The organism is Microcoleus sp. M2_D5 (assembly GCF_036701935.1).
Classification (GTDB): domain Bacteria; phylum Cyanobacteriota; class Cyanobacteriia; order Cyanobacteriales; family Microcoleaceae; genus Microcoleus.
Genome location: NZ_JAUBRP010000070.1, coordinates 1 through 24,149, shown reverse-complemented (window position 1 = coordinate 24,149; position 24,149 = coordinate 1). Strand labels below are relative to the sequence as shown.

The 24,149-nt window shown below is 47.4% G+C and carries 21 protein-coding genes, 1 tRNA gene and 1 pseudogene; 12 read left to right on the top strand and 11 right to left on the bottom strand.

The window, feature by feature from the left end; all coding sequences use genetic code 11:
• The 4 genes from QUA50_RS23460 to QUA50_RS23445 all read right to left on the bottom strand — a co-directional run.
• A partial coding sequence (locus QUA50_RS23460; protein WP_333267438.1) for a DnaJ domain-containing protein occupies positions 1 to 407 on the bottom strand: 407 nt, incomplete at its 3' end.
• A 108-nt stretch (positions 408 to 515) separates the two neighbouring features.
• On the bottom strand, positions 516 to 1,364 hold the full coding sequence (locus QUA50_RS23455) for an alpha/beta hydrolase (protein WP_333267439.1): 849 nt from the start codon (positions 1,362 to 1,364) through the stop codon (positions 516 to 518).
• 208 nt (positions 1,365 to 1,572) lie between these two features.
• Positions 1,573 to 2,298, bottom strand: a complete 726-nt coding sequence (locus QUA50_RS23450; protein WP_333267441.1) for a DUF3120 domain-containing protein — start codon at positions 2,296 to 2,298, stop codon at positions 1,573 to 1,575.
• Positions 2,291 to 2,875: a hypothetical protein gene (locus QUA50_RS23445; protein WP_333267443.1), complete on the bottom strand. Its 585-nt coding sequence runs from the start codon at positions 2,873 to 2,875 to the stop codon at positions 2,291 to 2,293. The genes QUA50_RS23450 and QUA50_RS23445 overlap by 8 nt, the downstream gene beginning before the upstream one ends.
• A gap of 539 nt (positions 2,876 to 3,414) precedes the next feature.
• On the opposite strand from QUA50_RS23445, the gene QUA50_RS23440 reads away from it, so the two are divergent.
• The 4 genes from QUA50_RS23440 to mazF all read left to right on the top strand — a co-directional run bounded on the left by QUA50_RS23440 (position 3,415) and on the right by mazF (position 5,774).
• Positions 3,415 to 3,570: a hypothetical protein gene (locus tag QUA50_RS23440; RefSeq protein ID WP_333298885.1), complete on the top strand. Its 156-nt coding sequence runs from the start codon at positions 3,415 to 3,417 to the stop codon at positions 3,568 to 3,570.
• Positions 3,571 to 3,590: 20 nt separating this feature from the next.
• Positions 3,591 to 4,835, top strand: coding sequence for a ferrochelatase (locus QUA50_RS23435; RefSeq protein ID WP_333267445.1), 1,245 nt, complete (start codon positions 3,591 to 3,593; stop codon positions 4,833 to 4,835).
• Positions 4,836 to 5,190: 355 nt separating this feature from the next.
• Positions 5,191 to 5,433 carry an AbrB/MazE/SpoVT family DNA-binding domain-containing protein gene (locus QUA50_RS23430; RefSeq protein WP_333267447.1) on the top strand — a complete coding sequence of 81 codons (243 nt, stop codon included), beginning with the start codon at positions 5,191 to 5,193 and terminating at the stop codon, positions 5,431 to 5,433.
• Positions 5,430 to 5,774 (top strand): endoribonuclease MazF, encoded by a 345-nt coding sequence (mazF, locus tag QUA50_RS23425; protein ID WP_333267449.1) that lies wholly within the window; start codon positions 5,430 to 5,432, stop codon positions 5,772 to 5,774. The genes QUA50_RS23430 and mazF overlap by 4 nt, the downstream gene beginning before the upstream one ends.
• Before the next feature lie 66 nt (positions 5,775 to 5,840).
• Here mazF and QUA50_RS23420 read toward each other — a convergent pair whose 3' ends face one another.
• Positions 5,841 to 7,202, bottom strand: a complete 1,362-nt coding sequence (locus QUA50_RS23420) for an aminotransferase class V-fold PLP-dependent enzyme (protein ID WP_333267451.1) — start codon at positions 7,200 to 7,202, stop codon at positions 5,841 to 5,843.
• Positions 7,203 to 7,297: 95 nt separating this feature from the next.
• Between QUA50_RS23420 and QUA50_RS23415 the strand changes: the two genes are divergently transcribed.
• From QUA50_RS23415 to QUA50_RS23400, 4 genes are all read left to right on the top strand, one after another.
• Positions 7,298 to 9,166 (top strand): TM0106 family RecB-like putative nuclease, encoded by a 1,869-nt coding sequence (locus QUA50_RS23415; RefSeq protein ID WP_333267453.1) that lies wholly within the window; start codon positions 7,298 to 7,300, stop codon positions 9,164 to 9,166.
• A gap of 214 nt (positions 9,167 to 9,380) precedes the next feature.
• Positions 9,381 to 10,508, top strand: a complete 1,128-nt coding sequence (locus QUA50_RS23410) for an esterase-like activity of phytase family protein (protein WP_333267455.1) — start codon at positions 9,381 to 9,383, stop codon at positions 10,506 to 10,508.
• A gap of 56 nt (positions 10,509 to 10,564) precedes the next feature.
• A tRNA-Asp gene (locus QUA50_RS23405) sits at positions 10,565 to 10,638 on the top strand.
• Between the two features lie 60 nt (positions 10,639 to 10,698).
• Positions 10,699 to 11,361 (top strand): Uma2 family endonuclease, encoded by a 663-nt coding sequence (locus QUA50_RS23400; RefSeq protein ID WP_333267457.1) that lies wholly within the window; start codon positions 10,699 to 10,701, stop codon positions 11,359 to 11,361.
• Between the two features lie 58 nt (positions 11,362 to 11,419).
• Here the strand turns inward: QUA50_RS23400 and QUA50_RS23395 are convergent, their stop codons facing one another.
• Together QUA50_RS23395 and QUA50_RS23390 are read right to left on the bottom strand one after the other, a co-directional pair.
• Complete coding sequence (locus tag QUA50_RS23395; protein WP_333267459.1) at positions 11,420 to 11,629, bottom strand: hypothetical protein; 210 nt, start codon at positions 11,627 to 11,629, stop codon at positions 11,420 to 11,422.
• 97 nt (positions 11,630 to 11,726) lie between these two features.
• Positions 11,727 to 12,224 (bottom strand): DUF393 domain-containing protein, encoded by a 498-nt coding sequence (locus QUA50_RS23390; RefSeq protein WP_333267461.1) that lies wholly within the window; start codon positions 12,222 to 12,224, stop codon positions 11,727 to 11,729.
• Between the two features lie 350 nt (positions 12,225 to 12,574).
• Here QUA50_RS23390 and gltX point away from each other — a divergent pair.
• Together gltX and QUA50_RS23380 are read left to right on the top strand one after the other, a co-directional pair.
• A pseudogene (gltX, locus tag QUA50_RS23385) lies at positions 12,575 to 14,017 on the top strand (glutamate--tRNA ligase); the annotation flags it as partial.
• Between the two features lie 366 nt (positions 14,018 to 14,383).
• On the top strand, positions 14,384 to 14,818 hold the full coding sequence (locus QUA50_RS23380; protein WP_333267474.1) for a CAAD domain-containing protein: 435 nt from the start codon (positions 14,384 to 14,386) through the stop codon (positions 14,816 to 14,818).
• Positions 14,819 to 14,966: 148 nt separating this feature from the next.
• On the opposite strand, the gene QUA50_RS23375 is transcribed toward QUA50_RS23380, so the two are convergent.
• Positions 14,967 to 18,620, bottom strand: a complete 3,654-nt coding sequence (locus QUA50_RS23375; protein WP_333267463.1) for a CHAT domain-containing tetratricopeptide repeat protein — start codon at positions 18,618 to 18,620, stop codon at positions 14,967 to 14,969.
• A 630-nt stretch (positions 18,621 to 19,250) separates the two neighbouring features.
• The gene (locus QUA50_RS23370) at positions 19,251 to 20,522 is read right to left on the bottom strand and encodes an aspartate aminotransferase family protein (RefSeq protein ID WP_333267465.1); all 1,272 of its coding nucleotides are present in this window, start codon (positions 20,520 to 20,522) and stop codon (positions 19,251 to 19,253) included.
• 128 nt (positions 20,523 to 20,650) lie between these two features.
• Here QUA50_RS23370 and QUA50_RS23365 point away from each other — a divergent pair, with 128 nt between their 5' ends.
• Positions 20,651 to 21,925, top strand: coding sequence for a ribulose bisphosphate carboxylase small subunit (locus QUA50_RS23365; RefSeq protein WP_333267467.1), 1,275 nt, complete (start codon positions 20,651 to 20,653; stop codon positions 21,923 to 21,925).
• Positions 21,926 to 22,112: 187 nt separating this feature from the next.
• Here the strand turns inward: QUA50_RS23365 and rbsK are convergent, their stop codons facing one another.
• Positions 22,113 to 23,039, bottom strand: coding sequence for a ribokinase (gene rbsK / locus QUA50_RS23360; RefSeq protein WP_333267469.1), 927 nt, complete (start codon positions 23,037 to 23,039; stop codon positions 22,113 to 22,115).
• A gap of 208 nt (positions 23,040 to 23,247) precedes the next feature.
• Here rbsK and nblR point away from each other — a divergent pair, with 208 nt between their 5' ends.
• Positions 23,248 to 23,943: a response regulator transcription factor NblR gene (nblR, locus tag QUA50_RS23355; RefSeq protein ID WP_333267470.1), complete on the top strand. Its 696-nt coding sequence runs from the start codon at positions 23,248 to 23,250 to the stop codon at positions 23,941 to 23,943.
• Here nblR and QUA50_RS23350 read toward each other — a convergent pair.
• A partial coding sequence (locus tag QUA50_RS23350; protein ID WP_333267472.1) for a hypothetical protein occupies positions 23,922 to 24,149 on the bottom strand: 228 nt, incomplete at its 5' end. The two genes, nblR and QUA50_RS23350, sit on opposite strands and share 22 nt — an antisense overlap.

Sequence of the window (24,149 nt, the reverse complement as noted above, 5' to 3'; positions counted from 1 at the left end):
TGAGCGTTTTGTTGCTGGCTAGTTTGTTGCTGAGTATTTCTGTACTGAGCGTTTTGTTGCTGGCTAGTTTGTTGCTGAGTATTTCTGTACTGAGCGTTTTGTTGCTGGCTAGTTTGTTGCTGGGTATGTTTGTGCTGGGTGTTTTGTTGCTGGGTATGTTTGTGCTGAGTATGTTTGTGCTGAACGTTTTGATTCTGACCTCTTGGTTGAATCGATCGCAATTGTTCGCGAGCTTGATTAATTTCCTTAATCTTCTCTTCAGCTTTCTGCAGTAGTCTGGGATTGTCTTTGGGGATGCGATCGGGGTGCCAAATGAACGCTAAATCCTTGTAGGCTTGGCTAATTTCTTCTCTGGAAGCTCCCGGCAACAGTCCCAGCACTTTATAGTATTGGTCGAGGTCGTTCATTGTACCACCTTTCGCTTTAAGAAATTAGGAATTAAAAATTAAGATCGGAGCAAAAGCCGTTCTCAAAGCTTGCGTGTCCGATCGTACATTAGATGAACAATAACTCAGCTAAGCCGCTGCTGGCAAAAATTCTCGAATTCGCTGCAAGTATGTTGCGGCATCCTCCAGCATCGGAAAGTGAGCCGTATTCGGAATTATAACAAATTCTACTTTTTTGCTGAGGGAGGCGGCTTGCTCTCCCATGACGGCGGGGATAATTTGGTCGAATTCTCCGGCAACAAGCAGTGTGGGAACACTCAGCCGCGCAAATTCTTGGGGCATTTCCTCGGCTGCTCTTTTACTGACTGCCGTCACCATTGTACCGATAGCAGCTTGCTCGTCTGCCATTAAAAAATCCTTGAGAAACGCCAGACTGACCTCTGCGGGCAGGGAACGGCGCAAAAACCGAGCCATAAATAGCCGATCGGCAAACGGGATGGATGCCAGCCAAGAGGGTCTAAATTTTACCACATAGCCACCGAATTTGTGAAAAGTTGTAAAAGATTTTTCGTCGTATTCAAAAATCCCGCTGCAAGTGAGAATAGCTTTTTCTACTTTTTCGGGGTAAAGGTTGAGAAATAAAGTAGCAATTGAGGCACCTGTAGAGTGAGCATTGAGAAAGACGCGGCTTAAATTCAGAGATTCTAATAATTCCGCTAAATCGCGGGCATAGGTTTCGAGTTCGTAGCTGGACTCAGGAGGCTCTTTCGGCAAGGGCGATCGACCAAAACCTCTCATATCGTAGAGCAAACAATCAAAATCATCAGCAATAGCCCGTGCCGTGCTTTCCCAGTAGCGCGCCGATCCCGCCCAGCCGTGCAGAAATACCATCACTGGTTTGCCGCTGGGCCCAGCGCTGTTATCTGCCGTTATCCACTCGTAATAATGTTCCACACCGCGAATTGAAATGAAAGCCATGATCTTGATTTTAGATTTTAGATTTTAGATTTCAGATTTTAGATTTTAGATTTTAACTCATAATTGTTCGCTAAATACCCAAATTCCCGACTTCTTTAATAAATCGGGAATCTCCAGACTACATCTCTCAAAAAAATCTGCGTTAATCTGCGTCAATCCGCCCGCATCTGCGGTCAAAAATTACCAACATAGGAACCAATCATAAATCTCAAGCAGCCGAAGCAGCCAGCCAAAATAAACCATCTACCAAAAGCGTGCTTAACACCGCGCCGCTAAACGCCCGCCAGTGCAGTTCTCGATCGCGCAAACTCAGCAAACCCACTGTTAGCAACACAGCGATTAAAACTAAAGCGCAACCTATACCCCAAGGAGTTTCAATTTGACCGATCGCACTTTGAAAAATCGGCATAGCTAATTCCGGTTCCGCGTGCATAACTTGGCGCCAGTAGGGCATCAAGCCTGTTAAATAAAAATATAAATCGGTAATGGCAGTACCCAAGAGGGAACCTAAATAAAAATAGCTGCCAACTTTTCCCCAAGATTTGCCTAAGCACCAAATAGCAAAAGGCAAGCCAATTGCTTCTATAGGTAGATGTAAAATAGGTTCCCATCTAAACCAGCCCCAATAGATAGAACCTGCCAGCCAGCATCCGGCAAATCCTAATAATAAATCTCCCCAAAGTTGGGTTTTGGGGCGGAAAATGAGAATTAAACTCAGAACGAACCAGGGGATAGTTGACAGCAAACTGATGGTTGGATACAAGCGAACTAACGGTGCTTGCACGAAGACTGGAATTGAGACTAAAAATGCTGAGGCGCTAAATATCAACCACTGTTTGATGCTGTTTGTTGTGGCTGAAGAGACAGAATTGTCGAGGCGGGCGATGGTGGCAATAGGTGCGATCGCTGAGGATACTAAATTTAGATTAAACAACTGATTGGACTCCGTATTGTTTCAATAGGTGGACTAAAAATTTTGCTGCGGTTGTGGGTGCGACAGTCTCAATCCCGGCGGCGGTTTGGCTGAGGTGCCAGCCTTTTGCGGTTTGGGGAGCTCGCCATAAATCCAAATGTTCGATCGCCGGATCTGCATAAAAGCTTTCTCCACCGCCACCGAGAATTGCCGAACTCCAGTGCGTAAAGCGATCGTGGCTGATTCGGTGGATGGGAAAATTGCCCCCCAGGGGTACTCCCCAACCGTCTAAGGCAAAAAAAGCCCCGACTTTGCCGCCGAGTTGCTGCCACATCCAAGCCGCCCCGATCGCCCCGGCTACTCCTGCCGAAAAGCTGACAAATACTAGACTTTCTCCTGCTAACTCTTCGATGCACAAAAAGTGCAATATATCAAGAGCTGAAAAAGGCGGATATTTATGAGCGGGAAAAATCTTGACACGATCGACTATTGGCTGGTTTTGGCGATCGGCAGCCAGTCCCCAAACCGCCGAAAGTCCCGCCAGGAAACAGTCGGTTAGCTTTGGTTCGTGGACTCCGGGGCAAATTACCAGTCTCATAGTTCGTCAAGAAAGTTAATATAGTTCGCAACATAACTTTATCATATACCTACTATATCATATACTACCCCAGGGGATAGGGTGTTAAACTTATAATAGAGTCGAGTTTGAAGAGTATCCCCCCAAGTTAAAAGCTGGGAACGCTCCAAACCCCATTAATCTGAGGCAAGGTCAGGGAGTCTTAAGAAAACATGAAACTTATCCCCCCCCGCCCCATCTCCTGTCAAGCTTAGCAAAGGCTGATTCTAGTTTTAAGCAGTTCTGTATTTAGATTTAACTTTTCGGGCGACATCGAAGCCGACCCCACAAAAGCTTAAACAAACAGGATTGTGAAAATTAGAGACCTGCCAGCTTAGCTGGCCTACGAATTTCCGGTCAGGGTCAATCGATTTTAGATTTTAGATTTTAGATTTTAGATTGACCCCAGGGATAAATGCTCTTTCTTGAGGATTTTCGATTTGGGATTGATTTGCGCGAGATAAATCACGTGGCGGGTATCACATGAAGAAATTCTCGGTCAAAAAACCTACTTAGGACTGATGCCCATCAATCCGGTTTCTAGGATAAATAAGAGGTTTAACCGGGAAGTAGGGGCCGAGAAACCGGGAATCAGCCCCGCGCACGTCAGTCGTGCGATCGCAAACAATGAAAAATCTCCGATTCACCCTTCATCCTGTTTGGATCTCTTAGAATAAATAAAATTGAGGAATACAAAGTGGTTGCTTCTCCAGAAAAAATCGAGTACAAAACATCTGCAGCACCCGCAAGTAACGATCGCGTTGCTGTATTGCTGATGGGTTACGGCGAAGTCGAAAGCTACGACGATTTTGCCAACTACAACGAACAAGCTTTAAATTTGCTTACGGCAAAGTTTGCGCCAGTACCGCTTTGGATTTATCCGCCGCTGGCGAAGATATTAGCAATCTTTGACTTGCACGAGTGGAGTCACCAACACGGTAAATTCGTTTCGCCCCACAATGCAATTTTTGAACAGCAGCGCGCCGGGATTGAAAAGAATTTACAGGAAAAATGGGGCGATAAAGTAAAAGTGTTCAAAGCTTTTAACTTTTGCGCGCCGTTTTTGCCGGAACAAGTAATCCCTCAAATTAAAGCAGAAGGATTTGACAAAATTCTGATTTATCCGCTGTTGGTAGTTGATTCTGTTTTCACCAGCGGCATTGCAGTCGAACAGGTGAATAAAGCTTTAGCACAAACCTTTGATGGCAAAGAACATTGGGTAAAAGGACAGCGCTACATTCCTTCTTTTTACGATGAACCTGCTTACATCCAGCTAATGGCGGATTTGGTTGAAGAGGAAATTAAGAACGATTTAGCTGTAGCGCATTTGCCTTCTCAGATTGGGATTGTGCTGATGAATCACGGTTGTCCGCACAAGGCGAAGGGCTTTACTTCGGGAATTGTGGAAAGTCAAGCTTTGTACGATCGCGTGCGGGAACGTTTGATGTATCGCTATCCTTTGATTTCGGTGGGTTGGCTGAACCACGACACGCCGCTGATTGAATGGACGCAGCCGGATGCGACGTTGGCTGCGAAGAATTTGATTGATTTGGGTGCAACTGCGATCGTCTTTATGCCGATCGGATTTGCGACAGAAAATCACGAAACTTTGTTAGATGTAGACCACATTATTGAGTCTTTGCAGAAACAGCGTCAAGGAGTTACTTACCGCAAATTGCCTTGCGTTAACGATCGTCCAGAGTTTCTGAAAATGGCGGCTGAGTGGGCAAATCCGCAGATTGAAGCGTTGTTGAGTGAGACTGCGGTTGCTGTTAATCCGAGTTTGGCTTCCGCACACCGCGAGCACGCGCATTCTCATGAAGGACACGGGCATTCTCATGGGGATCACGGGCATTCTCACGGGCACGGTCATTCTCACGGGCACGGGCATTCTCATGGTGAACACGGTCATTCTCATGGCGGGCACGGGCACAGTCACTAATAGGACTTGGGTGGGGGCGGGTTTATTATATTGTTGGTTTCCAACATAGATGGCTGGTAAAACCCGCCCCTACGATGCCCTGTAGGGGCGGGTTTTACAGATAATATTTGAGGCTCACAAACAATCTAGATAAACCCGCCCCGGCTATACTAATTGAGTGCGTGAGTTCAGATTAATTTAGGTAAAAAGTCGATCGTCCTTTGGTGTTTTATAGAAAGGGCGATCGGCTTTTTTATCAAATTTTCTGCGCTTGTCAAACATCCGCTTAGTCGCTACACTGTAGATACTCTGTATATACATTCTGTTATAAAGGGTAAATTCCTCAGAGTGATATCACTAACTAGAGGTTCAGGCTATGGTTGCGACGATCGCAAAATGGGGAAACAGTCTTGCTATTCGGATTCCGCAGAACTTAGCTAAAGAGATTAACTTGGCTGAGGGTTCCGAAGTGAAGCTTGTCTTGATAGATGGCAAGCTGACAATCGAGCCTATCGTTCGTCGGCGGTATTCGCTTGAGGAGTTGATCGAGGCAATGACGCCAGAGAATGTTCATACTGAGATTGATACTGGAATTGCTGTGGGGAACGAAGTTTGGTGACACAATCAAATCCCTACATTCCGAGTCGAGGCGATATCGTTTATTTAGACTTTGACCCAACTAAGGGACACGAGCAAAAAGGACTTAGACCTGCTTTTGTGCTGTCGCCTCGCTCCTACAACGAGAAAAGCTCCTTAGCTCTATTTATGCCGATTACAAAACAACAAAAAGGGTATCCTTTTGAAGTTATCCTACCCACTAGATTAAAAGTTCAGGGAGTAATTATTGCCGGTCGAATCAAGTGTCTAGCCTGGAAAGCTCGCGGTATTCGATTGGTTGAGTCGGTATCTCAAGATGTAATTGAGGAGGTGCAAACCAAAATTGAGCCATTGTTACTGTAAAAATCTGGTATATATCACTTGAGCTGAAATCTAGTTGTAATTGTAGCAGAATCCTCAAGCTAGAGACTATACTACTTGAATGGCGATCGCCCCAACCAACTTATCAATCTCCGCCTCAGTGGTAAAATAGTGAACGCAAGCCCGCACGCAGTCAGGATTAAGAATTGTCCGCACCATAATTCCCTGTTTCTCCAACAAATTGACCAGCTTGTTGTGCGGCATCCCATTAGTTAATCGAAACGAAACCAAACCCGCTTCCGGCGCAGATTTCCGCAAACATTCCACATCGGGAAGTTCCGACAAACGCTGCCAGAGATACCGACTCAAACGGCAAATTTCTGCATACCTTTCCTCGATCGTACCCCATTCATGTTGCAGGGCGATCGCACTCCGCAAACCCGCATACAAAGGATAAGCCGAAGTCGCAATTTCATAGCGCTGCGAGCCCGACTTCCACCCAAGGACTTTAGCATTAGCATCCGTCACAATTCCCCGCCAACCGATAAACACCGGATGCAAATCTGCCAAAGCTTCCGCACTCACATAAAGTCCCCCCAAACCTTCCGGGCCGCACCACCATTTATGACCCGTAAAAGCATAAAAGTCAACCCCCGATTCAATCAAATTTAAAGGCAAAACCCCCACAGATTGAGCCGCATCAACTAACACCCTAACTTTGTGCTTCTTTGCAGACAAATCCTCTTGTCTCCCCCCTTTAATTAGGGACAAATCCTCTTGCCCATCCCCTTGAATCAGGGGAAAATCCTCTTGTCTCCCCCCTTGGCAAGGGGGGGTTAGGGGGGGTTTTATATCTGTTTCCCCCCCGCCTTGAATCAGCGAAAATTCCTCTTGTCTCCCCCCTTGGCAAGGGGGGGTTAGGGGGGGTTCATGACACACTTTTACAATCTCAGCCAGAGGCAAAACTTGGCCAGTATTCCACAAAATGTGACTGATAACCAACAAGCGAGTATTTGGCCGCAAACTATCAGCAATCACCGCCACCGCATCGCCCTCATTCAAAGTAGCCGCCAACGGACAAATCGAAACCTCAATGTTGAAACGGCGCTGAAGTTCCATTACACTAGCTACAATGCCGGGGTGTTCGCAATCAGAAAGCAGCAAATGGTCGCCTGCTTTCCAGTCAATGCCCCACAGCGCAATATTGCAGCCGACGGTGACATCTTCAGTCAGGGCGATGGTTTCAGGAGGTACCGCCAACTCAGATGCGATCGCGCGTCGCGTCAGCATCGCCTCCTGAACCACCCAAGCCCCCACCTCCCCCGAAAACGGCCCCCCAAGCTGCACCCGTTTGTAAGCCTCATAAATCGCCTCTAAAGCAGGCTCAGGCAGCGGCCCTTGTCCGCCGTAGTTAAAATAAGCTTTATTGGCCAAAGCTGGGAATTTTTGCCGGTGATTGTCCTTTGTCATTGTTTTTGGGGAATTATTGATAGCGTTAATATTGAATAACTGATGCTGTGAATTTTATACCTTTTGTCTGATACTCTATGCCTTGCGAATACTAAATGTTAATAACTGACAAACTGCTACTTTCCTATCAGCGATGCCATCTCCGAGCTTTTTTAGACACCTGCGGAGACTGGAAACAACTAGATCCCCCCAGCGACTTTCTGCTGAAACTGATGCGCGACAGCGCGACATACCAGCAGCAAGCTTTGGAAAACGAGACTTACCAAGAACCATATTATCCTAGAGGGGATTGGGAAGCCGGCGCGGCCGCTACACTGAGTTTAATGCAGCAAGGGGTCGATCGCATTTACCGAGGAGTTCTGATCCGGGGCGAATTGGGCAAAACCAACGCTGCAACAACTTCTCTGGTAGGAATTGACAGTCAGTATTTCCCCGAATTTGGCGCAATCCCCGAAACTCCCGTTGATATTTCATCCTCCAATCTGCACTCTTCAAACATTACCCTGATTAGCCGCCCCCATTTATTAATCAAACAACCCGGACAATCAAAATTTGGCGATTGGAGTTATATTACTGCCGATATTTGGCTTAGCAAGCGACCAAAACAAGAGTATCAAATTATCGCAGCTTTTCACGCCCAAGTTTTAGCTTCCGTACAGGAAACAATGCCCGACACTGCGTGGCTGATGCTGCGAAAAAAAGGGCTGTGCTCGGTGAATCTCGACCAGCGAACTCCTCAGATGTTCGAGATTTTAGATGATTGCATTCAGATGATAGAAAATCGGGATAAACCAGAGGTGTTTATTTCCCGGCAAAAGTGCAATCTTTGCGGTTGGTATACTATCTGTCACGCCGAAGCCGAATCTATTAAACATCTTTCCTTATTGCCGGGAGTTACTGCCAGCCGCTATGCTAGACTAAAAACTCTCGGAATTACTGATGTAGAAGCTCTCGCTAATGCTAGTTCCGAACTGCTTGCTGAGTATCCAGAATTCCCGGATCGAGTTGCTTTTGATGTGGTGCAGCAAGCTCGATCGCACTTGCTAAATCAACCGTTGTTGCGGGAAGAAGGAAGTTCGGCAACGGATTTTGTAACGGATGTAACGGATGTAACGGATAGAAGTTCGGCAACGGATTTTGTAACGGATGTAGCGGATAGAATTTCGACAGCGAACACTGTACGGGATTTAACAAATTTAACGGATCTAGGTGTGAGGAAAGAAGGAATAAGGGAAGAGGCAGAAGTTAATGAATTTATAACCATACCAGAAGTTGCCGAGAAGAGTTTAGCAAAAGTTAATCTTGTTATGGGAAAAACTACAGAAAATAAACCGGCGACATCTTCTATACCTGCGCCAATTCTCCGCAAGAAACCAATTCCGTATTCCCAATCTGTCTTTTTGCCGATCGCCCCAATCGAACTATACTTTGACATTGAAGCGGAACCAGAGTTAAACTTAGATTACCTCCACGGTGTCCTAGTTGTGGACAGGTACAACAATACTCAAAAATTCCACGGTTTTTTAGCAGAATCAGCAGCAGAAGAATGTGTCATCTGGCAGCAATTTTTAGAATTAATGTGGGCTTATCCCATTGCTCCGATTTTCCACTTTTGCGACTACGAAGTCAAGACTTTTAAGCGACTGGCTAAACTTTACAATACTCCAGCTTATTTGTGGAAACCCGTGCTGAAACGGTTTGTAGATATTCACAAACAAGTGACGCAAAAAGCGATTATGCCGGTGGAAAGTTACGCACTCAAACCAATTGCCCGCTGGCTGGGTTTTGACTGGCGAGATGCTAAGGCTAATGGTGCTCAGTGCGTCTGCTGGTACGACGATTGGCTCAAAACTGGCGATCGATCGCTCTTGGAGGCGATCGTCCGCTACAATGAGGACGACTGTCGTGCTACTTATGTGGTTAAAGATTGGTTAACCAATTTTTTGCTGAATCAGAAACAGTGAATTTATGATTTAACGAACCGCGAAGACGCAAAGGGCGCGAAGGAAGAAAGAGAAGAAGAAGGTAGTTAAGCTAAAAAAATATTTGCTTGGTCTTTTGAAAAATATTACACTTCTTGTATTCGGCCTCCTGTGAAATTATTGTGGGGTGGGCATCTTGCCCGCCCCAATATGCAGGCTCAAAGTGAAATAGTTTAATAGCCTACTTATTCATCAAATGCGAAAGCTAGCAAAAGCAACTATATTTATTGTCTGTTTTTTGATGGCAGCAACTGTTGCTATTTGGGTGAACCAATCAGCTCAATCTTTCGCGGTTACGAAAATAGATTTTATCGGCAGAGCAATATTTCCTACAGGTTCTCCGTTTCAGGGAACCGAAATTGGCGGACTTTCGGGTATTACTTATGATGCAGAGAAACAAGTTTATTATGCCATTTCTGATGACCGCAGCAGCAAAGCTCCGGCGCGCTTCTATACTCTCAAAATTAATTTGCAATCTGGTAAACTGGAAAAAGAGCAAATTACTTTTAGTGGTGTCACTACTTTATTAGATGAAAACGGCAAAAGTTTTCCTGAATTAAGTTTAGATACCGAAGGGATAGCTTTTACTGGCAATAGCGTGTTTGTTTCTTCTGAGGGAGATGTCGATCGCCAAATAAATCCTTTTATCAAAGAGTTCTCCCTCGATGGTAAACTCCTGAAAACGCTGGCAATTCCAGAACTATTTTTGCCGGATGACAAAAGCACTAAAGGCATCCGCAACAATCTATCATTTGAAAGTTTAACTTTAACGCCCGATCGCAAATACCTATTTACAGCTACCGAAAACGCCTTGGTTCAAGATGGCGCCGTAGCTTCCCTGGAAACCGGGACTCCGTGCCGGATTTTGCGCTACGATGCGGTGAGCGGCAATCCAGAAGCATCGTTTCTCTACATCACCGAACCGCTACCGGCTGGCGCGAATCCTGTGGGAAAATTAACTAGCAACGGTTTAGTGGATTTGGTGGCGATCGACGATAACCGCTTGCTGAGTTTAGAGCGTGCTTTCTCCCTGGAAACCGGCACAACTATCAGAATTTTTGAGATTTCTCTGGAAAAGGGCGATCGTATTGAAGCGCTCGAAAGCCTCAAAAGCCGTCTGGGCGAGGTTTCTCCCGCTCAAAAACGGCTGCTGCTGGATTTGGACACGCTGAAAATTCCCCTAGACAACATTGAGGGGTTGACATTTGGCCCCGACCTGGCGGATGCTAGCAGAGGTCTGATTTTGGTGAGCGACAACAACTTCAGTCCCCTGCAAGAGACTCAAATTTTGGGCTTCCAAATAAAAGTTCAAAAAACCTCTTGACAAAAGGTGAAGTTATAGGCATAATAGAAATTGTGCCTGAAAAGACGGCAACACGAGGGACAGTAGTTCAATTGGTTAGAGCACCGCCCTGTCACGGCGGAAGTTGCGGGTTCGAGCCCCGTCTGTCCCGTTCTCTCGTAAGTCCAAAATAAAAAGTTGAAGATTTTTATAGATTAAAAGGGAGGGAAGTATGACCGTTACGCTCATTAACTCCTCCCCAGAAAAAACCACACAACGGGTGGTATTATCTAATATCAGTTGGCAGACTTACCAAAGCTTGTTAGCAGAAGCCGGAGACAAGAGAGCCTCGCGGTTTTTCTATTTTCAAGAAGTATTAGAAATTATCATGCCATCAGATTTGCATGAAACTGTTAACTGTTTGTTGAAACAGTTTGTGACTACTTTAAGTGACGAATTAAAATTGAAACGCAAGGGATTTGGTTCGACGACTCTCAACCGTGAAGATTTAAAACAAGGTGCAGAACCGGATTCCTGTTTTTATATCCAAAATGTCGATCGTATTCGCGGCCGAAAAATTAACTTGTCCATCGATCCGCCACCAGATTTAATTATTGAAGTCGATCTCACCAGTCCATCTACTAATCGCTTGACTATCTACAAAAACTTAGGAGTTCCTGAAATATGGAGATATCTCGGAGAGACTGTACAATTTTTTCAACTTCAGAACGGAGAATATGCAAGCTGTGAATACAGTGTCGCTTTTCCGATTGTTTCTTCAGGAATAATCAATCAATTTTTGCAGATGGCCGAGACGGAGGATGATACGACTATAATTGACGCTTTGCGAGTATGGGTGAGGCACCAGTTACGATCGCCCGAAAGTGAGCAATAATAATAAACTTAATTTAACTAATTCCTTTCTCCCACGGACGATCGACTCCCAGCAGCGCTCAAAGGTGCGAGGAAATAAACGGTCGGGCTATCTGATATGTCAAAACCAGGGCGATGGGTACGAGAATCGGAATCGCAACTAGCAATCCCCATTTGCCAAACCTAAGTTTTTGACCGTCCGATTTTAACAGGAAAATCACAGCGGCAATTCCCATGAGTATCCAGAGACCACCGAAGCCCATGAAGACTGTATAGCCTGCATCTTGCATTTTTTTTGACCTTTAATAGCAGTCCATCTTTAATGTTAGTTGCAGTCTGTTTCTGCTGACATCTTCTGATAGGTCGATCGCACTTACTAAATATGACTCATTTCGAGTAGGGTTGGCAGCGGCCCTGAGTTTCGCACTCGATCCGCTGAGTTCGTGAGCTCATAATAGTTGCTAAATCCGGCCTTCCCGTCAGCTTCAGCCGCCAGTGGGCCCAAATTCCGTACAGCCAATTGGCGATCGCCCCGATTGCTGGTAACTTAGTCACAGCATAAACCCATCCCATACCTAAAATCTCGTAGGTTCGGCGAAAAACCTCTACATTTTTCACCGTCGTACCGTCGGGTAACACCGCGTGAATCCGCCCCATCGCCGTTTCGTAGTCGATTCCGCCGTGGGCTTCCGGGTTGTAGCCATCATCCGCGATATCCACAAACGACACTAAACCTCGCCCCGCATCCTGTTTTTTTAAGAAATTAACCTCCCGCACGCACAGAGGACATTCACCGTCGTACAGCAACTCAATCTGCCAAGCAGGCGCAGCAGACTCGCGTGAGGGCGCAACAGATTCGGAAAAGTCAGTTTTAGCAGCAGACATAGGGAAATATATTTGAATGTCGTCGATCGCACACAAACATTTTACAAGGATAAATAGTTATCAGGTGCGCCTTCGGTACTCCTAAAGCAGTTATTTGTGGTGTGAAAAATAGTCCCAAAGGTCAATCCAGTCTTGGCCGCCCGCAAGCTATTATCATCAAGATGCCCTCTCGTGCCTTGCCTGAGACTTTCGCCCGATCGCCCGATCGTCGAATATCAAGCAATCAGAGGCAAAGCACCTGCCAAGCACAACTATTAAGTCGGCAACAAAATATAATAAAATTTGAAGTCTTAAATATCAGCTATTCGCCCAACCAGCAAATCGCCCCCAATCTAAAAGCAAAAATCTACATGAATGTCAGAGTCCGTCTAGCCCCCAGTCCCACCGGAAACCTACACATCGGTACCGCCAGAACCGCCGTATTCAACTGGCTGTTTGCCCGCAACCAAGGGGGAAAATTCATCCTGCGGGTAGAAGACACAGACGTAGAACGCTCTAAAAGCGAATACACCGATAACATCCTCGAAGGACTCACCTGGCTGGGTATGGAGTGGGACGAAGGCCCGAGTTTTCAGTCGCAGCGTCTGGAAATATACCGCCGAGCAGTCCAAACCCTTCTAGACAAAGGGCTCGCCTACCGCTGCTACACCACGTCGGAAGAACTCGACGAAATGCGGGAAGCACAAAAAGCCAACAAACAGGCCCCCCGCTACGACAACCGGCACCGCAACTTGACAAGCAAAGAGCGCGCAGCTTTTGAAGGCGAAGGGCGACAAGCTGTGATTCGGTTTATCATCGACGACGATCGCACCATCGCTTGGAACGACATGGTGCGCGACACCGTAACCTGGAAAGGTAGCGACCTCGGCGGCGATATGGTAATTGCCCGTGCATCCAGCGGCGGCGTTATCGGCCAACCACTCTACAACCTCGCCGTAGTTGTCGATGACATCGACATGGGCATCACCCACGTCATCCGCGGCGAAGATCACATCGGCAATACTCCGAAACAAATATTGCTTTACGAAGCTTTGGGCGCGACAATCCCAGAATTTGGCCACACGCCGCTGATTTTAAACTCGCAAGGGCAAAAGCTTTCTAAACGCGACGGCGTAACCTCGATTTCTGACTTCAAAGATATGGGCTACCTGCCCGAAGCTTTAGTTAATTACATGACTTTGCTGGGCTGGACTCCGCCGGATTCAACGCAGGAAATATTTACACTGTCGGAAGCAGCCGAATTATTTACATTCTATCGAGTCAACAAAGCCGGCGCCAAATTTGATTGGGATAAACTCAATTGGCTTAACAGTCAATACCTGCACAAAATGCCAGTGCCGCAATTGACAGATTTGCTGATACCTTATTGGTGGCAGAAAGGCGGTTACGAGTTTGACTTGGAGGCCGATCGCCCCTGGCTCGAACAAATAGCTGCTTTAATCGGCCCGAGTCTCGTTCGCTTAACCGATGCTGTGGATATGTGCAAGGTATTCTTCTCCACCACGGTGGAATACGAAGAAGAAGCACTCGCACAGTTGCAGCAAACAGGGGCTGCACAGGCTTTACAAGCAGTTGTAGAAGCGATGGAAAGTCATTCATCCCTGACATCAGCGGAAGCTCAGAAAATCACTAAAAAGCTCAGTAAAGAGAAAAATCTTAACAAAGGGCTAATTATGCGATCGCTCAGAGCCGCTCTGACAGGTGCAATGCACGGCCCAGACCTGATAGAATCTTGGGTAATCCTTCACCAGCGAGGAACGGCTAAAACCCGTTTGCTTGATGCCATTAGCAACTTGAATTTGCCTGGTGTTGGTGTGGCGGCCGAAACTCCAACCCCAGAACAACCAAACGCAGAAACAGTCGCCGAAACTCCTGCTACAGAACAGCCAGCAGTCGAAACACCGATTGTTGAAACAGCAGCGGCAGAGGTGACAGCAGTCGAAATATCGCCTGTGGAAACAGTCGAAATATCGCCTGTGGAAACAGTCGAAATATCGGCTACCGAAATACCCGGAACGGAGGTTTTAGCAGTCGAAATATCGCCTGTGGAAACAGCCGGCACCGAGGTTTCAGCAGTCGATATTTCGGCAGTTGAAACAGCCGCAGCAGCAGTTGAAATACCTGCCGCCAACCAGCAAAAAACTATTGCGAGTGGAGAAATGACTTCATCAAACGAACCAGAAACAACCGTTATCATCACCGAAATTCCTGCCGGAAATGAAGCAGACAGTTCCAGCGGTACAACAAAAGTCATAATTACCGAAGAACCGCCAAGTCAGACCCAGCAGATCAAAGAACAAATTATCTCAATTTTGTCCGAGTTTCCCGCTTACATCGGCAGCTTTTACGAGCAGTACAAAAGTCCCCTGACTGTTATCGGTGTAATTATAGCCTCGATTGTCTCTTTGAAAGTGCTTTTGGGCGTAATAGACGAACTCAACGACATCCCCCTACTAGCACCCACATTCGAGCTAATTGGTATCGGATACACCGGGTGGTTTGTCTACCGCTATTTGCTGCGATCGTCCAACCGGCAACAATTAGGTCAAGAAATTCAAGCCTTGAAAGAACAAATTTTAGGCAAAAAATCCTAAACTTTTGCTGTAATTTGTTGAATTTTTACCCGACACTGACAACTTTAAATAAGTTGTTAGTGTCGGGTTTTTAAATGACTAATAACTGTTGACTGTTGACTGTTGACTGTTGACTGTTGACTAATCACTAATCACTAATAACTAATCACTAAACCCCAGCCGCAGTAAAAGCCGCCCAATAATAAGGATTGGCAAAAGGATAGGGTTTGCGGTTGCGGATTTGCTGCAAAGAAGCCTCCGCAATCAGGCGAGAACTTGGAGAAAGCCGATCGAACATTTGCGAAATTTGAGGTTGAAAATCCGCCAGCAACACCTCCAATTCCTCGCTAGTCAAATCCCGCAGCCACCTTTGAGCCTCCCCCAGCGCGATCGCCACATCTCCCACCTGCAACGCAGAAAACCGTCCCAGATTTTCATAAAACTTGCTCGTCAGCAGCAGCGTAGAAACATCGTTCACCTTCCAAAGACTGCTAACCACACTAGACGTGCCAGCATACAACAAACCCGCCGACAAACCCACAAAATCTCCTCCAGCACCGCTAACTCCGCCAGCGGCTATTTCGCAACCCGATAAAGTAACTAAAAAATATTGCCGAAAATCCAGATTAAAAATTTCCTCCAAACTCAGAGAATCATTCCTCAAAAACACTGCGGATTTCAGCGGCCAAGCCAAATTAAGCAAACTCAAACAAGCAAAATGAGCGCATTTTTTCTGCTGCAACTGCCCTATAGGGTGGGGTAAATTACCATTATTAGCAGACATTTCTTGGGAAAAAGCTTCTTTAATTGCCGGCTTGTGGCGCACAACTTCTGTACTGGCAAAATACTGGGAAATAGTGCCGATTTCAATGTTGCTGTAGAACGCATCTCTGGTGAAAGTTGGAATTGCCAAAAGCTGCTGCAAACCGGGTTTGTACCGACCAATAGCCGCTCCGCGTGCACTTTGTCTCAACAGCAATAGCTGACAGCTAGGAGCATAGCGAATTCCTCCGGCAAATCGATCGATCAAATAAGTAGCAGGCGCTGCAACATCGCCAAAAGACGAACTTTGAGAAAAATCCGAAAGGCTGTAGGTTTCCACCTCAAAACCGCTGCGATCGCTCCACCCAGACCTAAAAATTCCCCCACCATCCTCAAACCCGTCTCTCCCCCCCAGAGGCAAAGCGTGGAGCGGCAAAGCGTGCAAAAATCGGTGCGGCACAAAAATCAGCCGATCGCAATTATCGGGAATCAGCGCCACCACTCGATCGATTTCCAGCATCGCAGCCAAACGTTTGAGGCGAGTCTGGAGATGATTGATCCAGCGACCTTTTTGTTCAGAATAAGCGGTGAGGTACTCCTGGCCCCAACTTTCGGCAGCCAAAGCATTTTCCGGCGAACACAGGTGAACGGCCGGATATTGTGCGCTCTTTACCACCACAAAAGCAACCAACAACTCCCCCAAACTCGCCCACACCACAGCAGCGCAATTGTCATCAGGCAACAATTGGCGAATTTGCTCGAAAGCGATCGGTTCAACTTTGCGAGCTAGGCTGAAGAAAGGGTCGTTTGCCTGAACCTCCCGCGCAATCAACCTATCAAACTGCTTCCACAATTGATTTAAGTGCATGAAGTCCAAGTTCGGCATTAGAGAACCGCTGTTCAAACCTTGGCTATCGCCCTCAGAAATCAAAGTCGTGTTCGGATCGGGTTCTCCCTGTTCTTGGTGCCGCTGTTCCCCCGCTATTTCCAGTTGCAGGGACTCCAACTCGCTTCGCACCGCTGCTGGAATTTCGGCTTTCGGAGTCAAGTGGCATTTAACCAGCAGTTCTACCAAATTCCGATTTTTGTGGCGTTCGGCGTATTCCAGAGCCTTAGCGCAATATTCAGGTTGGCTGGCGCCGAGTTCCAGGCAAACTTGCACCAGGCATTTATAGAGTCCAGCCCAGGTGCGGGTTAATTTGACTTTTGCGGTACTCGTCCGTGAAGCGTAGCTATCCCGTAGGGAATCGCCAAAATCGACTGTATCAACCCCAACTTCGCAGCGCAAGAATTCCACAGTATCGACAGCAGCAGTAAAAACCCCGTAAGCGCGAAGCAAGTCGCCTCGAACTCGGTAAGCTTGACCTAAATAAAATAAAATTTCAGCCCAGCGGTGGGGATAGGTTTCGCGAGTGTAGACTTGGGTAGCGTTTTGATAGCAGCCGATCGCGCTTTCCATCTGGGACAAGTTTTCCGCCTCCGTCAGTTGCGAATAAGCCCTACCGAGATAAATTTGCAACATTGCCCAGCGGTTGGGGTATGCCTGCCTGGTGTAGACTTCGCCCGCATTTTGATAGCAGGCGATCGCGCTTTTGAGGTTGCGGTTTTTTTCCCCTTTCACGTGTTCGCAGAAAGCGCGGCCGAGGTAGGCACACAGCATTGCCCAGCGTTCGGGAGTTTTTTGGCGGTTGCAAAAGAGCAAAGCATTTTGATAGCAGGCGATCGCCATTTCCATATTTTCCGCTTTTTCCCCTTTCACCCGCCGACTGTAGATCCTACCGAGGTAAGTTTGGATCGAAGCCCAGACTTCGGGAAATTTGATGCGGGTGTAGACTTGTAAAGCATTTTGATAGCAGGCGATCGCCATTTCCAAATTTTCCACCGGATCGCCTTTGATGCGATCGACAAACACCCGGCCCAAATTCCTTTGAGTCGTCGCCCACTGCTGCGGAAAAGCTTCCCGAGTCCGCACCTGCAAAGCTCTCTGATAGCACGTAACAGCGTATTCGAGATTTTCAGCGCGGTTGCCCTGCGGCAACTCGCAGTAAGCATTTGCCAAATTATTTTGAGTTGTGGCCCAACGCCGGGGAAACACCTTGCGGTTGTAGACTTGTAAAGCATTGTGGTAGCAAGCGACGGCCAGTTCCAGATTTTGGGCTCGGTTGCCCCGCAGCCGCCGGCTGTAAGCACGGCCGAGATTGTTTTGAGTGCTCGCCCACTCTTCCCCGAAAGTTTCGCGGGTGCGAACTCGCAGCGCGTTTTGATAGCAGGCGATCGCGTGTTCTAGATTGTCTGCCGGATCTCCCCTGAGACGCTCGCTGTAAGCGTTGCCCAGATTGTTTTGCAGCGTCGCCCACTGTTCCGGGTAGTTTTCGGGCGTGCGTACTTGTAGGGCATTTTCAAAGCAAGCGATCGCCTGTTCGATATTTTGAGCCTTATCACCTTTGGGACGATCGCTGTAAGCGTTGCCCAGATTGTTTTGCATCACCGCCCATTCTTGGGGAAAGTCTTTGCGGGTAAACACCTTAGCAACTGTTTCGTAACCGGCAATTTCGATTTCCAAGTTATTAGCCTTGCTGCCGAGGGGAAACCGCCCAATTTTGTTGCTCAGATTGCCGATTAACGCTGCAATGCGCCTTCTCTCGGATTCTTTGGCAGCAGAAAACACCAAATTTGCCCAGCAGCGCAGCAGTTCTGCGAAATTCTGGTCGAGTTTGTCTAAATTGTTTCTCAGCAGCGAGTACAGGTGCTGCGAATCAGCGCCGCGCGCCACTGCTTGCAATACTTCTGCTAAAAAAGCCAGATATGCTGCCCCGGTTGCGGGCAATTTATAATTCCCTTTTGCAGATTCTAAGGGTGCGATCGCCCTTTGGAAAAATTTTGCAGCTTTGAGCAAGCTTTCTCGCGTCAGCGCCACTTCTTCCACATAAAGCGTTTGCACGAACCCAAAGTCGATCGATTTTGAGTCAGCCCTCAAAATCAAATCTATTCCTAAGTCCACAGGATTTTCCAGCAGCGCTTGGAGCATATTAACATCAGTTTTGCGACGCTGTTCATCCATCGTGCATTCCGCCGAATTATTAACGATAGGATCGCTGCTTCTGTGCAGCAATTAAATCACTTCCTGGTTTAAATTTCAATCTATAACCGGAGGTACGAGTCACCCAGGGGATTAAACCAACCTGATTTTTCCACCATACACATTGCCACAACGTATTTGCTTAAAAAAACAGGCTTCGGCACAAGTCTTAAACTTAACAAACCCGCCCCGACAGACGTGCAGCGGGGCGGGTTTAATTTTACCCTGATAGATTTTAGACTAAGAAAGCGGATTTCTGGGAAACTATTGGGTGTGATAACGAGAAATCTGGTAAAGAAACCGGCTTTCTGAGGAATAGTGGGTCTAGATACGGCAATCGCCATTGGTATCAAATTAAGCCTGAAACCCCTGATAAATGTCGCTTTTAGGCCAACTCTAGATCCCCCTAAATCCCCATTAATAAGGGGAGTAGGGGTTGACTTGGAGAATACTCCTGTCCCACCCCCTACTCCCCTTATTAAGGCAGGCGCCAGGGCGATCTGGCCTTAATAGTCAAACATCAGTCTGTAAATGGGTTTGACGTTAAGTTGACACGCCTTGGGCAATCGTTAGTTACAGCGCCACAGCTAACACAAATCAACTCCGTAGATTTTACTGTACCGCTTGAGAGCGCAAGGCTGACTCCACTGCCAGCAGAGCTCGATCGACTTCAGCAGCAGTGACAATCAGCGGCGGGACAAACCTCAGCACTTTCGGCCCTGCGGGAACCAACAAAACTCCGGCGGCGATGGCAGATTTGACGATATCAGCGGATGTAAGTTCGATGTCAGCTTGCAATTCCATCCCGACAATCAAACCCCAGCCGCGCACCTCAGCAATTAAATGCGGATATGTGGCCGCCAACTTGTTGAGCCCTGCTTTCAACTGTTCCCCGCGCTGCTGCACGTTTTCCAGAAGGTTTTCCCGTTCCAAAGTTTGGCACACGCACAAAGCTACAGCGCAAGCAAAAGGATTGCCGCCGAAAGTGCTGGCGTGACTTCCCGGTTCAAATACATCGCAGGAAGACTTGCACAGCATAGCGCCGATCGGGATACCGCCGCCCAATCCTTTGGCAGACGTAAAGATATCCGGTTCAATACCGAGGTTTTCGTAGCCCCAGTATTTGCCGCTGCGTCCCATCCCGACTTGTACTTCGTCGAGAATCAGCAAAATGCCTTTTTCGTCGCAAATTTCCCGAATGCGCTGGAAGTAAGCGATATCTCCGGGGCGAACTCCGCCTTCGCCTTGCAGCGCTTCCAGCATAATTGCTGCTACTTGGCGTTCGTCTTTGTCGAGTTGCTCGATCGCACTTTCGATCGCACTAATATCGTTGTAGGGCACATAGTGAAATCCGGGAACCAAAGGGCTAAAACCCTTCTGATATTTAGGCTGTCCCGTTGCCGTAATAGTCGCCAAAGTCCGCCCGTGGAAACTCGCAACGGCGGTAACAATTGTCGGATTCGAGATATTTAATTTTTCGTGGGCGTACTTGCGGGCAAGTTTAATTGCCGCTTCATTAGCTTCCGCGCCGGAGTTGCAAAAGAAGGCTCTATCAGCGCAAGAATGGTCTACAAGCCACTTTGCCAGCTCGCCCTGTACGGGGATGTAATAAAGGTTAGAAACGTGGTGCAGGGTCTGAATTTGCTGAGTTACCGCTGCAATCATTGCCGGGTGGGCGTGTCCGAGAGTGCAGGTAGCAATACCCGCCACAAAATCGAGATATTCGCGGCCCTCGGTATCCCAAACGCGGCAGCCGAGGCCCCGTTCTAGGGCGATCGCAAAACGCCCGTAAGTCGTCATTACATAGCTGTCGAAGCTTTCAGAACTGAAGGAATTGGCTTCGGCTTGCACGCTTGGTTCTTTTAGTAAGGTTTCTGGACTCACGAATCGCTCCTTTACACATAATATGCAGACCTCGATTGTACGGTAAAAATCCAGGTTAGCGGTGCAGGCTGTTAGTTTTGTCATAAAATCATAACAGTAACCTCAATTAATCCCTTACAAATCTACTGATGAGTTATTACATTTCTCCTAACTTTCTCGATAAAGTTGCGGTGCACGTCACTAAGAACTTTTTAAATTTACCCGGGGTAAGAGTTCCCCTAATTTTGGGAATTCACGGCCGCAAAGGAGAAGGCAAAACTTTTCAAACCGAACTGGTTTTTCGGCGGATGGGCTTTGAACCGGTGATGATATCTGGTGGGGAATTAGAAAGCCCGGATGCAGGAGATCCGGCGCGTTTAATTCGCTTGCGCTACCGGGAAGCTGCGGAGCAAATTAGGGTGCGCGGCGAGATGTGCGCCATTTTTATTAACGATTTGGATGCCGGTGCTGGCAGGTTCGATACTTCTACTCAATATACTGTCAATACTCAGCTAGTCAATGCGACTCTGATGAATATTGCTGACAATCCAACTAACGTGCAGTTGCCGGGAAGTTATGACAGTACGCCGCTGCACCGAGTGCCAATTATTGTCACCGGAAATGATTTTTCTACACTGTACGCGCCGCTGATTCGCGACGGACGGATGGAGAAGTTTTATTGGGAACCCAGCCGGGATGATAAAATTGGCATTGTTGGGGGAATTTTTGAGTCGGACAAATTGTCAAAAACCGATATTGTCGCGTTAGTGGATAATTTTGCCGATCAGTCGATCGACTTTTTTAGCGCTTTGCGATCGCGCATTTACGACGAACAAATCCGCGAATTCATTCACAAAGTAGGAATCGAGCGAGTTTCCAAGCGTTTGGTAAACACTTTGGAAGCAGCGCCAGATTTCCACAACCCGAATTTCAGCCTCGCTCATTTATTAGAAATGGGCCGTTTGATGGTGGGCCAACAAAAGCGGATTAAGGAAATGCGCTTAGTAGATGAATACAACCAATCGCGGCTTTTTAACGTTCAAGGAACCCCCAATGCCCCGGCTGCTGAACCCACCCAAAGTCAATTAAACGACCCGTCATCCAAATATTATAAGGCTTACGTCGAGCCAAGTTCTGAAGCGGGTAACGGTCATGGGGCGCGGCTGAGCTCCGAGGTATTGGAACAAGTGCAGCAGTTGTTAGCAAGAGGCTGCAAAATTGGCATGGAATATGCAGATAACCGCCGATTTAAAACTGGTTCTTGGCAAAGTTGCGCGACGATTAAAACTGCACAGGAAAAAGATGTGGTTGCATCTTTAGAAACTTGTTTGGCGGAACACGGCGGCGAATACGTGCGGCTGATTGGAATCGATCCAAAAGTCAAGCGACGGGTAGTTGAAACAATTATTCAGCGGCCAAAGTAGGGCAAGCTGTTACAGATTTAAATTCTTGCATATTGGGGGTGTTGCTCAAAGCCCACCCCACAAAAATTTGATTATTTTTTACATAAAATAGACCTATTACGACCGTTCACTTTCATCTCTTGAAATTATCTGCGTTTATCTGTGTTTATCTGCTTGAAATCTGCGGTTAACCGGCTCTATCAAAGATTTATCCGATCGCTCTATTGTGCAAAAAATTATCAAAAGTTGTGCGATCGCACATAGCACCTTGAGCACCCACTTTAGTTGTGCACAGAGCGCCCGCTGCGGCGCCCCACCGCACCGCATCTGACAAGGACAGACCGGCATCTAATGCGGAGGCCAACCCGCCGTTAAAAGCATCGCCAGCAGCCACAGTATCGATCGCCTCCACAGCAAAAGCCGGTACAAAAAACGTTTCATCCGCCGTAACAGCAATAGCCCCGCGATCGCCCAATTTGACAATAACATTCTTGACCCCGCGCTCCTGCAAGTGTTTGGCAGCTACAATCGCTGTTTCGGTGTCATTCACCCGAAAACCGACTAACTGGCTCGCTTCCACTTCATTCGGCGTGATAATATCAATTAGCGGATAAAGTTCCAGTGGCAAATCCGCCCTCGCCGGTGCTGGATCGAGAATAACTCGCACCCCCGCCTCACGAGCAGCTTTCGCAGCTTTTTGGACAACTTCCAGGGGAATTTCTAACTGTAACAGCAAAGATGTAGCTGCTGTTAAGAGTTTTTTGAGACATTCTATCTCTGCTTCACCGACATTGTTATTCGCGCCCGGAATCACAATAATATTATTTTGACCTGTCTCGTCTACGGCGATAATTGCCACTCCTGAATGAGTGTTTTGGTCTATTAATACATTGTCTGTATTTACACCATAAGATTGTAAATTTGTCAATAATTCTTCAGCAAATTTATCGTGGCCGACGCGGCCGATGATGTGGGTGGAAGTGCCGAGACGGGCGGCCGCAACGGCTTGATTTGCTCCTTTGCCGCCGCCGGCCGTGAAAAAATTGCTACCGATGATAGTTTCCCCTGGCTGCGGCAACCGGGGAGTTTTTGCTGCTAGGTCGATGTTGATACTGCCGAATACGATGATGGTCATAGGGCATGGGGCAAACAGGGCATCGGGAATTAGAACTAACAAATCACAGGACTTACCCAAAGAAACCGGGTTTCTCTGAAAAATCTTTGCTTTCTCAACTAGAGATATACGAAGAAACCCGGTTTCTGGCCTCGACGTGCGTCCAAAACTAAAATAACCAATAACAAATAACGTGCTAGAACAGTTATGGTCTCCATCGGTCAATTCAATGGCTGCAATTACTCTCGATCGCAATCCCTGTGTCCTGCTAGTTGAAACAGACGAAGTTCTCGCCGGACACTTGAGTCTCGACTTAAAATCCTCCGGCTACGAACCGGTGGTGGCTTCTAATACCGCCACAGGCCAACATTTAGCCCGTGAATTGCAGCCAGCTTTGATTGTAATCGATCGCATACTTGGCCCTGAGTCGGGGCTGTCACTGTGTTCTCACCTCAGAAGTATTGGCAATCGGGTGCCGGTGCTGCTATTGGTGGGTCGCGATACAGTTGACGATCGGGTAGCTTGTCTGGAAGCTGGGGCGGATGATTATTTTCTCAAACCTTACCGCACTGAGGAGTTTTTGCAGTTGGTGCGCTTGTATTTGCAGCCGGATAACACCAGCAACGAACAATTGAGGTTTGGCGATTTAGTTTTGGATTTGGCCTCTAGGCGGGCCTTACGCAACGGACGGGCGATCGACCTGACGATGAAGGAATTTGAGCTGCTAAAGTATTTGATGGAACATCCCCGCGAGGTTTTGACTCGGGAACAAATTCTGGAAAATGTTTGGGGTTACGACTTTTTGGGCGAGTCGAATGTGATTGAGGTTTACATCCGCTATCTGCGGCTCAAGATTGAAGATGAGGGCGAAAAGCGCTTGATTCAGACGGTGCGCGGTGTTGGCTATGTGATGCGGGAAGCTTGAAGAAGTTCGGCAACGGATTTTGTAACGGATGTAACGGATGTAACGGATTTCAGGAAGAAGGAAGTTCGGCAGCGGATTTTGTAACGGATGTAACGGATGTAACTGAAATCTTGCACCATTCTCAACAAGCTGTAGATACTGTCTTGAGCTGTCAAGGGGTAGCGATCGCATAATTGGGGTCGAAAGGCTTTTGGGATTTTAAAATA

Coding starts and splice junctions, on each gene's coding strand:
- rbsK (WP_333267469.1), bottom strand. CDS start 23,039: ATGACCATCATCGTATTCGGCAGTATCAACATCGACCTAGCAGCAAAA.
- QUA50_RS23430 (WP_333267447.1), top strand. CDS start 5,191: ATGGTTGCGACGATCGCAAAATGGGGAAACAGTCTTGCTATTCGGATT.
- QUA50_RS23375 (WP_333267463.1), bottom strand. CDS start 18,620: ATGGATGAACAGCGTCGCAAAACTGATGTTAATATGCTCCAAGCGCTG.
- QUA50_RS23410 (WP_333267455.1), top strand. CDS start 9,381: ATGCGAAAGCTAGCAAAAGCAACTATATTTATTGTCTGTTTTTTGATG.
- QUA50_RS23445 (WP_333267443.1), bottom strand. CDS start 2,875: ATGAGACTGGTAATTTGCCCCGGAGTCCACGAACCAAAGCTAACCGAC.
- QUA50_RS23365 (WP_333267467.1), top strand. CDS start 20,651: ATGAGTTATTACATTTCTCCTAACTTTCTCGATAAAGTTGCGGTGCAC.
- nblR (WP_333267470.1), top strand. CDS start 23,248: ATGGCTGCAATTACTCTCGATCGCAATCCCTGTGTCCTGCTAGTTGAA.
- QUA50_RS23400 (WP_333267457.1), top strand. CDS start 10,699: ATGACCGTTACGCTCATTAACTCCTCCCCAGAAAAAACCACACAACGG.
- QUA50_RS23455 (WP_333267439.1), bottom strand. CDS start 1,364: ATGGCTTTCATTTCAATTCGCGGTGTGGAACATTATTACGAGTGGATA.
- QUA50_RS23440 (WP_333298885.1), top strand. CDS start 3,415: ATGCCCATCAATCCGGTTTCTAGGATAAATAAGAGGTTTAACCGGGAA.
- QUA50_RS23380 (WP_333267474.1), top strand. CDS start 14,384: ATGACTTCATCAAACGAACCAGAAACAACCGTTATCATCACCGAAATT.
- QUA50_RS23420 (WP_333267451.1), bottom strand. CDS start 7,202: ATGACAAAGGACAATCACCGGCAAAAATTCCCAGCTTTGGCCAATAAA.
- QUA50_RS23390 (WP_333267461.1), bottom strand. CDS start 12,224: ATGTCTGCTGCTAAAACTGACTTTTCCGAATCTGTTGCGCCCTCACGC.
- QUA50_RS23415 (WP_333267453.1), top strand. CDS start 7,298: ATGTTAATAACTGACAAACTGCTACTTTCCTATCAGCGATGCCATCTC.
- QUA50_RS23395 (WP_333267459.1), bottom strand. CDS start 11,629: ATGCAAGATGCAGGCTATACAGTCTTCATGGGCTTCGGTGGTCTCTGG.